Raw genomic sequence first — 14,396 nt, 5'->3', positions numbered from 1 at the left:
GATTGGGTTTTTCTTAAAGCTGAGATACAATCCAAAGATTCTAAGATATAAAAAACAGTCTTTAAAAAGAAGATTAAAGATTTTAGACCCAAACTTCAATGTTTTAAAAGCATATCTTAAGCCACTAAAAAAACTTGGTATAGAAAATTTAAATTACAGACCAAAAGTAATTATCACAAACCAAGAAGTTGAAAAAGTAAAAACCTTTTTGCCACAAAAATTTATATCTCTTGGAACAGGTGCAAGGTATAAAAGTAAGGTTTATCCGTACTACAAAGAGTTATCTGAGATTTTACTTGAAAATGGATTTAATGTTGTTTTGGTTGGTTCTAAAGAAGATTTAGAGATGGATAAAAGCATCTATCCAAAAGAAGTTTTAGATTTAAGAGGAAAAATAAGCCTAAGAGAAACCATTGCTGTAATATCGCAAGGATTGGCAACTATAAGCAACGATTCAGCCATAGCCCATATGTCAAGAGCTGTTGGCATTAAAGTTTTGATGATATACGGCTCAACCCATCCATACTTTGGATTTGCACCATTAAAAGATGAAGGAGATTATATCTTTAAAAATCTACCATGTCAGCCTTGTTCGCTTCACGGACAAAACAGCTGTAAGTATAAAACTTTTGAATGTTTAACGTCCATCTCTCCCCAGGAAGTTTATGATAAGCTGAAAAATTTGATATAATAAAACAGTGTTTTATTAACTTTGAGGAAACAGCTTGGAATATACATACCTAACACCGGAAATTATAAATAAGATTGAAGAGTATAAAAAAGAATTTTTGACAAAAGAGCAGGTTATCATACAAGCACTGCATTTGATATACTCTAAGTATAGAGACATAACCTTAGACCATATGTTAGAGCTTTCCAACTATCTTGAAGTTCCTCTAAGTCAGATTGAAGGAATCGTTAGTTTTTATGATATGTTTAGAGTTAAAAGAAATGCAAGGCATCATATTAGAGTTTGTAAAAATCTGCCTTGCCATATCATGGGATGTAAAAAACTTATAGAACTTTTTGAAAAACTAACAGGCGAAGAAAGAAACCAAGAAAGTAAAAACGGTAGATTTTACATAGAAACTGTTGAGTGTATAGGTGCATGTAGCGTTGCACCGGCGTTTATGATAGATGATGATTTATACGATGGAACAAAGATTACAGAGGAAAAGTTAAATGAAATCCTATCCAAATATACCTAATTTTTATACATACAGCAGTGTAAACTTACTCCTTAGAAGATGTAAAGAACCAAGGACTGTAGATATAGAAGAGTATATTACAACCGGCGGATACTCTGCACTAAAAAAAGCTTTAAATAGATTTACACCGGAAGATATTATCGTTCTTGTAGAAGAAAGCACACTTAGAGGAAGAGGCGGAGCAGGATTTCCAACAGGTAGAAAATGGCGTTTTGCAGTATCAAATTCAAAGCCAAGATATTTAGTTTGTAATGCTGACGAAAGCGAGCCAGGAACGTTTAAAGATAGAATAATCATAGAAAGAGACCCGCACCTTTTAATAGAAGGTATGATTATTTCAGCCTATGCCATCGGTGCAGAAAGAGGATTTATTTATATAAGAGGAGAATATCCGGCAGGAGCAAAAATCCTTGAAAATGCTATAAAAGAAGCAAGAGAAAGAGGTTTTCTTGGAAAAAATATACTTGGAACAGATTTTTCTTTTGATATAAGCGTTTACAGAGGAGCAGGAGCATATATCTGCGGAGAAGAAACAGCATTGATAGAAAGCTTGGAAGGGAAAAGAGGACATCCAAGATTAAAACCACCTTATCCAGTTTCAGAAGGACTTTTTGGAAAACCTACGGTAGTAAATAACGTTGAAACATTGGCAAATATTCCTATCATCGTAACTTACGAAAGCTATTACATGAATATAGGACCGGCAGGATATTATGGACCAAAGTTATTTCCTATTAGCGGAAAAGTCAACAAACCCGGTGTCTATGAGCTTACGATGGATATTACACTTAGAGAATTGATCGATATAGCCGGTGGAATGAAAGATGGAAAGAAATTTAAAGCTGTTTTTGCAGGAGCACTTGGCTTATACTCTGAAAGAGACCTTGACATTCCAATGGACTACTCTCCAAAAGGTTTTGGTGGCACAGGAACAACGATAGTTCTTGCAGAAGATGATTGTATCATAGATAGCTTGATTGTAATAGCTGAATTTTTCCATCATGAAAGCTGTGGAAAATGTACACCTTGCAGAATTGGATCTTATGAACTTTTAAACATTCTTAAAAAATTTCAAGAAGGGACAGCAACAGAAAAAGATTTACAATATCTTGAACACTTAGGAAGAAACATACCGGTTGGGTCTATATGCGGTCTTGGATACTCTGCACCAAACGCATTGATGGATGCTTTAAAAAAATTCAAAGATGAATTTATAGCACACATAAACAAACAATGTCCAGCAGGTGTGTGTTTTTAGATATTATTTTTCTGCTTAAAGTGTTTCAAAAATCCACACTGTCATTAATTTTCCGCTTGACAGGTAGAAAAATTTTTTGTATATTTATTTTAGCTTTTTAATTTTTTAACTGTACCTTGGCAATTGAATAGGTTAGCCCACGCAAGCTTGTCTTTACGTGAGAACGTGGAACGCGAGATGTGAGACGTTAGAGATAGGTTTATCAATATCTTAGTGATTTTTGTTTGATTGCTTAGTAGCTTGGTGAGATGACTTGATAGTCAGTGAAGCTAAGATATTAGTAATGTGGTTTTATTTTTTGATGTTTGATTTGAGCTTGTGTAGTGATAGTTTGAAAGAGATTTTTTGAAATGTAATTTTAAAATGTAATTTTAAGTTTTTGTTGAATTTGGCTTTTTAATTTTGAAATTTTCAGCATTTAAATTTTTGAAAATTTACAAATTTTTAATTTAAAATTTTTTTAAGATCGGGAAGTTAAGGAGTGATATTTGCAGCGGGCTTATGAGTTTTGTGTTTTCGGTGATTGGCTTTTGATGATAAGTTAGAGGATAAAATATAATAATATATTTTCTGTATATCGAGGTTTGCTGCAAAAAACTTCAACTTGCGGATTTTTTAAAAATATGTTATAATGTTTTATACATTGGCAATTGAATAAGATTTTTGCGATTTTATTTTTGATTAAAAATTTAACGGGTTTGTAGCCTACCTATTAGGAATTGACCTTTGAACAAGCAGGAAATCGTGTGTCGGTGGATTCTGGTTTGTAGCCTACCTATTAGGAATTGACCTTTATAGGAGGTTGTATTATGCGAGTGTTTATTGAGTTTGTAGCCTACCTATTAGGAATTGACTTAAAGATTAGAACCGTTGAGCCAAAGACTTGCGGGAGGTTTGTAGCCTACCTATTAGGAATTGACTTTTGCATTACACCAGCAAGTTGTAGCATTCTTTGATATTTGTTTGTAGCCTACCTATTAGGAATTGACTTTCGAACTCATAAAGATTGCCATATATAAAACTTTCTAGTTTGTAGCCTACCTATTAGGAATTGACTAAAATAATCATAAACCACACCTTCTAACGCCTCTCTGTTTGTAGCCTACCTATTAGGAATTGACCAACCATCTTGAAACCTGTCCTGTTGGATAACTCAGTTTGTAGCCTACCTATGAGGAATTGAAACAATAGATTTGGCTACTTGCCTTCGTTTGTGTATGAGTTATTAGTCTACCTATGAGGAATTGAAACATGTTGATGACCTGCTCAAATGTGATTCGCTCTGCCGTTATTAGCCTACCTATCAGGAATTGAAACACATAACCTATATCCCATAATCCAAGTCTTCCAGCTCGTTATTAGCCTACCTATGAGGACTTATTTAATTTTTCTTTGACAAACATTAGAAAGCTGATTTAAAATTATTAACAGCAGAAAAATAATGAGAGATTAAATGCGAATAAAACTTGTTTTAGAGTCTGAGGGAAATAACCAGATAAGTTTGCCTGTGCATTATAATCAAATAATTCAAGGATTTCTTTATCATAATCTTCCCACTGAATTAGGAAAATTCCTCCACGACGTTGGGTTTTTCTATCATAACAGACCTTTTAAACTCTTTACTTTTTCTAAAATCTTTTCTAAAAAAATCACTATAAATAACTCTACAGCTTATTTTGAATCACCAATAACAATTTTTATATCTTCCGCAGCAGAAGATGTCTCAAAATCTTTTGCTAAATCTTTACTTATATCTGAAAAAATTTTTCTTAAAAATCAACCTCTGACACTCAAATCAATAGAAATTTTACAAAAACCAAAATTTGATTTTATAAACAAAATTAAAACTCTATCTCCAATAACTGTGTATAAAACTATAGAAAAAGAAGATGGTAAAAAGATTACTCAATATTTCTTCCCAGAAGACCCTGAATTTAAGGATTTGCTTAAAGAAAACATCAGAAAAAAATACAGCGTTATAAAAGAAACAGATTTAAATGATTTTGAGTTTGATATCAAGCCTTTAGGGTATAAGAAAAAGATTATTAAGTATAAAAACTTTGTAATAAAAGCAGTTGATGGAGAATTTGAGCTAAAAATACAGCCAGAAATTTTAGAAACTGTCTATGATGCAGGCATTGGAGCTAAGAATTCTCAAGGTTTTGGAATGATAAAAATTATATAAAAAATTTTAAAATGGCAGATGATTTTAAAATACTGCTTAAGAAAATCAACATCGTAATCCTACATCCGGCGAAAATATCATTTTCTTCAATTTTGAAAAGAGATGATCCTTCGGACTAAAGTCCTCAGGATTAGGAAAGGTAAACTCATTTTGTTGGCTAAAAAGTCAGATTTTTTATAAAAAACTGTTTACAAAATTAAGAAGACGATTTAAATTTATAAAAAGTAAGGAGAGATTAAAATGGAGCTAATAATTGGTTTAATCGCATTGATAGCTATAATTTTAATGATTAGAAAAGTTGGAGTTATTGAGCCTAATAGAAATGTAGCTTCCAACCTACAGCCATTACAAAATCCACAACCTTCACCAACTATACAAAACATTCCACAAAATACACCTTCACAGAACAATTCAAACGCATTAAACGATATAACTAAAGCAGGATTAATTGGAACTGCTACAGGCTTAGGATTAATCGGAGCAGGAATGCTTTTAAACAGGAATAACTATAACTACTATTATCCTCGTGAACCTGACACAGCACTTGCAGAACATCTTCATGATTTAATATGGCACGATGACTGTAATAAATGTGATAACGATGTAATTTATAATACTTTTTCAAGCTGTGACGATACAGGCTTTGATAGCTCAAACTCTTCATGTAGTAGCTCATGGGATGATAACTATGACAATAACCACCATGACGATGGCTATTCTTGGAACTCTTGGGATAGCAACGATGATGGTTATTCTTGGAATTCGTGGGACAGTGGAGATGATAGCTCCTGGTAAAAAGTTAAATAGAGGTGACTGAGATGGATTTAACACCTTTATTCACTGCAATCGGATTATTCATATCAATTTTAGTAGCTTTAATACTTAAAGATATCAAATCATCTGATAGTACCACACCATCTTATTCTTACGATGATTCAAGAAGATTTTATCATCTTACCAATTATTCATCAGACTGGTATTCGGACGATAATTCAGACTCTTCAAAAAGCTCATCTTTAATTTCAGGTAGTTACGATTATCTAAATTCAAGCTCTTCAGACTATCTTACAGACCCTGCTTTTGCTTGTTTGCCCGGGAATATTTACCATGACACAATTTGCGAAAGCTCTTTTTCAAGTTCAAGTTTTGATGACTCTTTTAGCTCATCTTGGAGTTTTTGGGACAGCTCATGGGACAGTTCTTCAAGCTCTTCTTGGGATTCTTGGAGTAGCTCAAGCAGTAGTGATTGGTAAAGTTATAATTTTTCTATCATCCTTTTTAATCTCTCGTAATCAGCCTTGCTTAATTTTTTATCTTTATATACATAACTTTCAAGCTCTCTTGCAAATGTTAGAAGTTTTTGCCTAAGCTCTGTATTCTCTATTCTTGAGATAAACTCTTCTAATCCTTCGTTTTCCTTTCTTTCATAGCCATACTTTTTTAATCTTTTGTTTAATATATTTAGCAATCTTTTTTCATAAGGTTGTTTTAAGTATTTGATAAATAAAAATGTTAAATATCCTACCAATAGCAAAATTATTGTAAATATCAGATAATTTTTATTAAATTCAAACTCTATCTTTTTAAAATCTTTAATGTTAGAAAAGCTTTTTTTGACTTTGTTGAAAAGTTCAACTTGCTTAGAAAAATCATAGTTTACGATAAAGGTTGTGTAGTAGTAGTTTATAGTATCAAGCCAAAGTTTTAATTTGTTTAACTTTTTCTCTCTTTCTATGATTGCATTTCTTGCTGCCGGTGTAGGGTCAAATCTTATCCAATGTTTGTTTATGTATGCTTCAGCCCAAACATGAGCATCTTTCTGTTTAACTATGTAATAGTTGGCTGTTTGGTTGTAAGTAGCTGTCTTATAACCGCCTACAAGCCTTGCAGGTATGCCGTTTAACCTAAGCAGTATAACCATTGATGAAGCAAAGTATTCACAGTTTCCCTGCTTTTTTACAAACAGAAAGTTATAAATAGGGTCTTGGCTAACAGATAGGTTTTGTAATGAGTATGTATAACTTTTTAAAAACTTCTCTATGTTTTTTGCCGTTTCTTCTTCGTCATTTCCATTTAAATCTTTGGCTAATTTGATTATAGATTCGTTTAATTTTGGAAGTTGTAAGTATTCATCCGTAGACTTTAACTCTTCATAGTATCTATCGTTGATAAAAGAAATACCCGAGTATTTAATTTTGTTAAATACAGACTTATCAACAACGTATGTTTTATCCATTCTTGGAGTAATAAAATAACCGCTTATCTGTGATATTGCATACGGATATTCAACAGTAAATAAATAAATATCTGAATGTGGTTCTAAGTAAACTGTGTATTCATATTTTTTACCAAACAATCTTCTTGCTTTAACTGCTGAAAATAAATCCTTAGACATCCACTGTTTTCCATCAAAGTAATTCCAAGTTAAACCCCTTAAGTAAATTTCTCCGATATTCTCTCCCGAAACTCTCATTACGACAGAATCATCTTCTTGAATGTTGGAAACATCACCAAGTTTTACATCTTGAGAAAATCCGGTAGTAGCTTTTCCTTGACCTTGTAGAAAGTTTAAAACTGGATAATTACTTCTTGGTAGTGTAAAAAATAGAAAAATCATGAAAGGAATAGAAAGTAGTGGAATAATAGCTGTTTTTATCAAAATTCTTTTTATTACGCTAATATCTAACTCTATCTCTTTATTCTGCTGGTAGTATGTTAAAAGTATTACTGATGCGTTTATAAAAAAGATTAATATCAAAAGATACAGTAAAAATATCATGCTGGTTGAAAGAATTGTGTATCCTGCAAAAAGTAGAATAATTAACAAATATATCTGCATGTAATCTCTGAATGCTTTTTCTTCAAGAAGTTTTAAACCAAGTAAGACTAAAAGAGTTTCCACCGAAGGCTGAACGATATTGTCAGGATTTATTCTCAAGACCATCAATATTACAAATAAAATACCGGTAATGTTTATAAATGTTCTATTTATGTTTAAAGGTTTTTTAAAATCTTTGTAGGCTGAAAGTGCATATAAAGCTATAAAAATAAAGCTGTATGCTGGACTAATTTCTTTAAAAATTAAAAGAAAAATAAACAAACTTCCCACGTAAGCATTTATCTTAGCTATGTTTTCAACCGATAGCTTCATCTTTCATTCCGTATAATGCAAGCTTTGTAAGAAGTTTATGTCTATCTGATTTATCTTGTAGATTATAGGTTGTATTTTCTACTTTTACAAATATGTTTTCAAACTTTTTATGATTTACTGCTAAGTAGGTAATGCAGGATATTTTTGATTCTAAATCCATGTTTATCTTCTCAAATTCTATTATGGTTGGCGTTGATTGGATGGCTGACAGGACTTTTTCTTTTAGATGTTCTGATTTCGTCGAAGCCTTCCAGTCTATATACTTAACCGGCGTTCCAAAATTGTAATCTCTAAGTCCTAAAAAGTCTCCTTCGTATCCTTGCTTTTCTATAACCTGACCTTCTGATTTTTGCTTAGCTTTAAATTTGTAATCTGATATTTGAAATAAATTGCATTCTTTTGGCTCCGGAAAGACTACTTTTTTAGCATCTACTTTTACAGTAAAGCATCTTTCAAAAAAGTTAAAAGGAAATACAGAACAGACTTTGGCTTCTTTTATGCTAAAAATACCTCTCCTGTAAACTGATATTTTTAGCCTTCCTTCTCCGTATTTTTCTGCATACGGAATTAGCACACTTTTATTGTTTATTAATACTTTAATCAAAAACATTGGCATAAAGGCTTTTTTGTTTATTGCTTTAACGGTTAGATAAAACTCTTTTTTTGCAAAAACTTCCTCCGGAAATTCTACCCATATGTCTATTTTAGATATATTTCTCTTTCCAAAATATCCTGAAATTCCCATAAAGCTAAGCAATGCTGAAACTATCAAAAAAAGTAAGTTGTTTCCTGTGTTTACAGCAGCAATACCAAGAAGTATGGTAATGAGGATATAAAGCCAACCTGCTTTGGTTATCTTTATCATATAGGCGTTGGAATGCTTTCAACGATTGTTTTTATAATCTCTTCTTTTTGAGATTCATACTCTGGTTTGAAAATTACTCTGTGAGGAATTACATATTTATAAAGTTTTTTAATATCTTCCGGAATGACAAAATCTCTACCTTCCATGTACGCGTTTGTTTTGGCAGTGTTTACGATTGCAAGGGTTCCCCTTGTTGATAAACCGGATTCAAGATATTTACTCTCTCTGGTAGCCCATACAATATCAAGAATGTAATCAGCTATTTTGTCTGACACATAAACGTTTTTAATCTCTTCTTGAATTTTTATAATCTCATCTTTTGATATGAAAGGTTGTATTTTATAAAGCTCCTCTCTTTTACTACCGCCTTTGATGATTTCTTTTTCCGCCTCTCTTGATGGGTATCCGATGGAGATTTTCATTAAAAATCTGTCTAACTGAGATTCTGGAAGTGGAAATGTTCCATACTGTTCTACCGGGTTTTGTGTTGCTATTACAAAAAATGGCTGTGGTAATTTATAAGTTTTTCCATCTACTGTAGCTTGCTTTTCTCCCATTGCCTCAAGAAGTGCTGACTGAGTTTTTGGCGTTGCCCTGTTTATCTCATCAACAAGAATGATGTTATTGAAAATAGGACCGGGTTTAAACTCAAACTCGTTTGTGTTTTTGTTATATATAGAAACTCCGATTATATCAGATGGTAGTAAGTCGGAAGTAGCTTGCACTCTTCCATAGTTTAGTCCCAAGGTTTTAGCTATTCCTATAGCAAGGGTTGTTTTGCCAAGTCCTGGCAAGTCTTCTATCAAAAGATGTCCTTTTGAGAATAAACATATTAATGTAAGCTCAATGGCTTTTTCTTTCCCATGAAGATAGCTTGATAAAAAGTCTATTATGTTTTTAAATTCAGCTCTCATAAATCACCTTTAAAATTCAATGTTATCAATAAGCCTTGTATTTCCTATATATACCGCTACTGCTAACACGTCTGATTTTTTTACTTTATCTACCGGCTTTAGTGTATTGCTATCAACGATTTCTGCATACTGAATTTCTTTTAGATGTTTTGCTTGAGATATTATCTGTCTTACTCTTTCTTTTATAAGATTTGGGTCTGTTATTCCATCTTCAAACATTCTTTTTGCTTCAAACAATGCTTTGCTAATATAAAGTGCCGATTTTCTTTCTTCATCGGATAGATATTTATTTCGTGAAGACATGGCTAAACCATCTTGCTCTCTTACAACCGGACAGCCAACTACATTGACCGGAAAGTTTAAATCTTTGACCATCCTTTGAATAACTTTAAGTTGCTGAAAATCTTTTTTTCCAAAGTATGCATTGTCCGGACAGACTATGTTAAAAAGCTTTGCTACAACTGTTGACACACCTTTAAAATGACCCGGTCTAAAATCTCCACACAATCCTTTTGAAAGCTCTGCAACTTCAACATAAGTTTGAAACCCGTCAGGGTACATTTCTTCATAGCTTGGATGGAATATATAATCTACATTTTCTTTTTCACAAAGACTCTTATCTCTTTCAAAATCTCTTGGATATCTTCCAAAATCCTCGTTGACTCCAAACTGTATTGGATTTACAAATATACTAACGACTGTAATGTCGTTTTCTTTTTTGCTACATCTGATTAAAGACAGATGACCTTCATGAAGATAGCCCATTGTAGGAACAAAGCCTATTTTTTTACCTTGTTTTTTTAACGATAGCATCAAATTTTGCATTTGGCTTGGATTTATAATTACTTCCATCACATACTACCGGATGTTAAGTATTTGATAAACTTTTCGTTTTGGCTTTTATTTAGTATAGATTGAATTGCTTTAAATAAATTTATATCTAAAACTGTAAGCTCTGTTTTTAACTTTGCTATTTCGATAACAAGATTTTTTATTTTCTGCGGGTCGTTAGATTTATAGACTGCATCTGTAAGTTCTGCCTCTTTGTCTTTTAAAATTCTTGCTTTTCCAAGCATGATTGGAAAGTATTTATCATACTCGGCTTTTATAAGCTCAATCTGTTTTGGAGATAATTCCAAATCCATTTTTTGAAGTAAAGATGGGTCATATGGTGTAAATCTCGCCACAAGATAGTATTTATCCATCCAAGCATAATCATTTAGAGAAGAGCTGAAAGATGGGCTTATTAATGTTAATAAAAACCCAAATCCAAAAATAAATTTTTTCATTGTTTTTACCTCGTATATATCACAATTTTTTTAGCTCTTGGATATAGATTATCTATTAGATACCAACCTGCAAGAAATCCACCAATATGGGCATACCAAGCCACACCGCCAAGAGATGTTGGAATAAACATGGCTGATAAAACTTGAATAACAAACCAATAGCCTATAAAAAACCAAGCAGGAAGAGCAAAGATGAGGAATATAAACGGTGGAATAACTGCATAAACTCTTGCAAAGGGATAAAGCTTTCCGTAAGCCGCTATTATACCGCTAATTGCTCCGGATGCTCCAACCATAGGTATGTTTATATCTCCCATTAATATAGCAACTGCAGATTGAAGTATTGCAGCAGCAAATCCGGACAAAAAATATAAAATTAAAAATCTAAATTTTCCAAGTGCATCTTCAACATTATTGCCAAAAATCCATAAAAACAGCATATTTCCAAAAATATGTGCAATATTTCCATGAATAAACATATGTGTTATAAAATTTAAAAGATTAAAATGAACGAGGTCAAGAGGAAGAAGTCCATAAGTCCTAACGAATATTTCAAGCTCTTCATCGGATAAACTCATTTCATGAAGAAAAACACCTACATTAACACCTATCAAAAGTAAAGTTATTAATGGGAATGACCTTGTAGGTACATCATCTTTAATTGGTATCATTATTTAAAACCTCTTTTTTCTTAGGCATCTCCATTGTAGAAACTAAAGCAAGCCAAATAACGGTTAGTATGATTAAAAATATAAAGTTAAAGTTTGCTGATTCATCTAATTTTAATAAATATCCACCAACAGCGCCTCCAACAAAAGCACCAACAAACTGAGCAGTGTTAAACACTCCAGAAGCTGTTCCCTTAACATGCGGTTTTGCATACTTACTCATCAACGATGGCATGATTGGCTCTAACATCATAAATCCGGTAAAGTAGACAATTATCGCTAAAACTGTAAGATAAAAATTATCTTTAAACATTAAAAACATTATAAATGAAGCTATCAACACTAAAATTCCAAGCATTTTAACTTCTTTTATTTTATTTTTCTTTTCGGCAATTATTGTAGATGGAACCATTATAGTTAATCCTACAAAAAACATAAGTAAGTAAATTTTCCATAAATCTTTTACATCGATCGTATGCTGATGGGCAAAGATAATAGGAACTGCTGTAAATACAGCCGTTAAAGTCATATGCAATACAAACATTCCAAGGTCCATTTTTAGAAGATTTTTATCTTTTAAAACAATGCTCAAATATGAAGATTTAAACTCTGCATCATCGTGGTGTTTAACTACAGGAGGCTCTTTTATTCCAAAGATTATGTAAGGCAGAGAAATCAGACCAAGTATTCCTGTAAATGTAAATACGCCGGCTAAACCAAAATGAGAAGCAATCAGCGGTCCTAATACCATACCAAAAGCAAAAGCCATACCAATAGATGCACCGATAGTAGCCATTGCTCTTGTTCTTATCACTTCTCTTGTCATATCTGCAAGAAGTGCAATAACTACAGAAGAAACAGCACCTATACCTTGCAAAAATCTACCAATGATTAAAAGATGTATATTTTCTATACTTGCAGCATAGGCTGATAAAAAACTGCCAAGAATAAATATTATTGTGCTTGTTATTATGATTGGCTTTCTACCAATCTTATCACTCCATAGCCCGTAAGGTATCTGAAAAATAGCTTGCGTAAGACCATAAGCACCTATTGCAAGACCGGCAAGAAATGCATCTGAAGCTGGCATATTCTTAGCGTAAATACTCAGCACCGGTAAAGCTAAAAATAGCCCAAGCATTCTTAGTGCGAAAATAAAAGCTAAACCTAAGGTAATCTTTTTCTCTTCCGGTAAAAAATCTTTATCTATCAATTGCTTTCCTCCGTAAATTCAAATTTGTATCCTCTACTCATAAGCTCAATGGCAGCATCTTTTGGATTTAGATTTTCATAAAGAACTCTATAAACTTGATGAGAGATTGGTAGCTCAATATTGTATTTATTTTTTATATCATAAACTGCTTTAACTGTTGTATAACCTTCTACAACTTGACCTACTTTTTTTAAAGCTTCTTCTACCGAGTATCCTTGACCAATAAGCATTCCAAACGTCCTATTTCTTGATAATTCTCCTGTTGCAGTCAAGACCAAATCTCCAAGTCCAGACAGTCCGTAAACTGTTTGTGGATTTCCACCATATATTTTTACTATCTTACTGATTTCATACAAGCCTCTTGTAATTAAACTCGCCCTTGCATTATTCCCAAAACCAAGTCCATCACTAATCCCGGTAGCTATTGCTATCACGTTTTTAATAGCTCCTCCAACTTCTGCACCTACCAAATCATCAGAAAGATACACTCTAAAAGTCTTTGTATTTAAATAACTTAAAAGCTTATTACCTATTTCTGTATTTCCAGCAAAGACAACAGCCGTTGGTAGTCCTTTTATTACTTCCTTTGCAAATGATGGACCGGATAAAGCAAATATATATTTTTTATCAATACCAAGACTTTCTTCTATAATATCAGACACAAGTTTTAGACTTTCTATTTCTATTCCCTTTGATGCAGAAATTACCGGTTTATTTTCTATCTTTACTTTCGATAGTGTCTGTCTAATATACTGAGTAGGAATTACTACGATGAGAGTATCGCTTTTGTTTATCAATTCTTGTAAATCATATATTGGCTTAATATTTGTATTTAGCTTAATATCCGGATGGTATTTTACATTTATGTTTGAATTTTTAATGCTATCTAAAACTTCTTTATCTATATCCCAAATAAAAACATTTTCAAAATTGACACTAAGAACCTGGGCTAATGCAGTTCCCCAACTACCAGCACCAATTACTCCTAAATTCAAATTCTCCTCCTTAAAGTAAGATATATAGTATTATATCAATATAACTTGAGTGAGAAATTAGTGATTTTTATAAAATTTAAAAATGAGATTCTTCGGACTAAAGTCCTCAGAATGACAGGAAAAGGTTGAATGATAATCGTCAAAGAAAGATTAATCTTATTTGTCATTCTGCAGCCGGCGAAGAATCTCCTACTTTTAGAAATTTCTCACTCACGGAGTAAGTTATAAGTATTATAGCAATATGATTACTTGAAAATCATGACCAAAATTTAATTTTCATCTTTTTACATTCCGGGCAATCTTGGAATTTTGCCAAGTTTGGAAAGCTTGTAATACATTCCCCAACCTTTTTTCATCCAATGTCCTATGATTGGAAGTGGTATTAGCATAGCTTTTTTGTCATCTCTGTATGCAAGACCCCCGCCATTACCCATATCCATAAGACAGAGAATATTAATGTGTTCAATGTAAGTTTTAGGATTTCCTTTTTCTAAACCTTCTTTTAAAGCAATGTTATAAGCTGTATTTCTTGCCATAACTTCGGCTAAATGTCCTTGTTTTGCTTTCCATTCAGGACCTTCTAATGCAGCACTATCTCCAATTGAATAAATATTTTCACAATCTTTGACTTGATTAGTAGGCTCTATAAT

14 protein-coding genes, 1 pseudogene and 1 CRISPR repeat array are annotated in these 14,396 nt (G+C 32.4%); of the genes and pseudogenes, 6 read left to right on the top strand and 9 right to left on the bottom strand.

Annotated features, from left to right (window positions below):
* The 6 genes from SULYE_RS01060 to SULYE_RS01035 all read left to right on the top strand — a co-directional run.
* On the top strand, window positions 1-691 hold a 691-nt coding region (locus SULYE_RS01060), incomplete at its 5' end, for an ADP-heptose--LPS heptosyltransferase (RefSeq protein ID WP_007545644.1).
* Between the two features lie 34 nt (window positions 692-725).
* A complete protein-coding gene (locus SULYE_RS01055) occupies window positions 726-1,208 on the top strand; it encodes an NADH-quinone oxidoreductase subunit NuoE family protein (protein ID WP_007545643.1) in 483 nt (160 codons plus the stop codon).
* Complete coding sequence (locus tag SULYE_RS01050; RefSeq protein WP_007545642.1) at window positions 1,183-2,466, top strand: complex I 51 kDa subunit family protein; 1,284 nt, start codon at window positions 1,183-1,185, stop codon at window positions 2,464-2,466. The genes SULYE_RS01055 and SULYE_RS01050 overlap by 26 nt, the downstream gene beginning before the upstream one ends.
* Before the next feature lie 696 nt (window positions 2,467-3,162).
* Window positions 3,163-3,781: direct repeats of the CRISPR family, unit length 28 nt; unit sequence GTTTGTAGCCTACCTATTAGGAATTGAC.
* A 138-nt stretch (window positions 3,782-3,919) separates the two neighbouring features.
* On the top strand, window positions 3,920-4,651 hold the full coding sequence (gene cas6 / locus SULYE_RS01045) for a CRISPR-associated endoribonuclease Cas6 (RefSeq protein ID WP_007545641.1): 732 nt from the start codon (window positions 3,920-3,922) through the stop codon (window positions 4,649-4,651).
* 240 nt (window positions 4,652-4,891) lie between these two features.
* Window positions 4,892-5,446 (top strand): hypothetical protein, encoded by a 555-nt coding sequence (locus SULYE_RS01040; protein WP_007545640.1) that lies wholly within the window; start codon window positions 4,892-4,894, stop codon window positions 5,444-5,446.
* Window positions 5,447-5,469: 23 nt separating this feature from the next.
* Window positions 5,470-5,904: a hypothetical protein gene (locus tag SULYE_RS01035; protein ID WP_007545639.1), complete on the top strand. Its 435-nt coding sequence runs from the start codon at window positions 5,470-5,472 to the stop codon at window positions 5,902-5,904.
* Between the two features lie 2 nt (window positions 5,905-5,906).
* Here the strand turns inward: SULYE_RS01035 and SULYE_RS01030 are convergent, their stop codons facing one another.
* The 9 genes and pseudogenes from SULYE_RS01030 to SULYE_RS08285 all read right to left on the bottom strand — a co-directional run.
* Window positions 5,907-7,802 carry a transglutaminase family protein gene (locus tag SULYE_RS01030; RefSeq protein WP_007545638.1) on the bottom strand — a complete coding sequence of 632 codons (1,896 nt, stop codon included), beginning with the start codon at window positions 7,800-7,802 and terminating at the stop codon, window positions 5,907-5,909.
* Window positions 7,786-8,667 carry a DUF58 domain-containing protein gene (locus SULYE_RS01025; protein ID WP_007545637.1) on the bottom strand — a complete coding sequence of 294 codons (882 nt, stop codon included), beginning with the start codon at window positions 8,665-8,667 and terminating at the stop codon, window positions 7,786-7,788. Before SULYE_RS01025 ends, SULYE_RS01030 begins: the two co-directional genes overlap by 17 nt.
* Complete coding sequence (locus SULYE_RS01020) at window positions 8,664-9,581, bottom strand: AAA family ATPase (RefSeq protein WP_007545636.1); 918 nt, start codon at window positions 9,579-9,581, stop codon at window positions 8,664-8,666. The genes SULYE_RS01025 and SULYE_RS01020 overlap by 4 nt, the downstream gene beginning before the upstream one ends.
* 9 nt (window positions 9,582-9,590) lie before the next feature.
* Window positions 9,591-10,433 (bottom strand): pantoate--beta-alanine ligase, encoded by an 843-nt coding sequence (gene panC / locus SULYE_RS01015; protein ID WP_007545635.1) that lies wholly within the window; start codon window positions 10,431-10,433, stop codon window positions 9,591-9,593.
* The gene (locus SULYE_RS01010) at window positions 10,433-10,870 is read right to left on the bottom strand and encodes a hypothetical protein (RefSeq protein WP_007545634.1); all 438 of its coding nucleotides are present in this window, start codon (window positions 10,868-10,870) and stop codon (window positions 10,433-10,435) included. The genes panC and SULYE_RS01010 overlap by 1 nt, the downstream gene beginning before the upstream one ends.
* A gap of 5 nt (window positions 10,871-10,875) precedes the next feature.
* Window positions 10,876-11,541 (bottom strand): rhomboid family intramembrane serine protease, encoded by a 666-nt coding sequence (locus tag SULYE_RS01005; protein WP_007545633.1) that lies wholly within the window; start codon window positions 11,539-11,541, stop codon window positions 10,876-10,878.
* On the bottom strand, window positions 11,528-12,751 hold the full coding sequence (locus SULYE_RS01000) for an MFS transporter (RefSeq protein ID WP_007545632.1): 1,224 nt from the start codon (window positions 12,749-12,751) through the stop codon (window positions 11,528-11,530). The genes SULYE_RS01005 and SULYE_RS01000 overlap by 14 nt, the downstream gene beginning before the upstream one ends.
* Complete coding sequence (locus SULYE_RS00995; protein ID WP_007545631.1) at window positions 12,748-13,746, bottom strand: NAD(P)H-dependent glycerol-3-phosphate dehydrogenase; 999 nt, start codon at window positions 13,744-13,746, stop codon at window positions 12,748-12,750. Before SULYE_RS00995 ends, SULYE_RS01000 begins: the two co-directional genes overlap by 4 nt.
* A 284-nt stretch (window positions 13,747-14,030) precedes the next feature.
* Window positions 14,031-14,396, bottom strand: a pseudogene (locus SULYE_RS08285) (sulfide:quinone reductase); the annotation flags it as partial.

The sequence above is a fragment of the Sulfurihydrogenibium yellowstonense SS-5 genome (genome assembly GCF_000173615.1).
Classification (GTDB): Bacteria; Aquificota; Aquificia; order Aquificales; family Hydrogenothermaceae; genus Sulfurihydrogenibium; species Sulfurihydrogenibium yellowstonense.
Note: the sequence above shows the minus strand (reverse complement) of the source record. Positions and strands in the feature narration are given on the sequence as shown.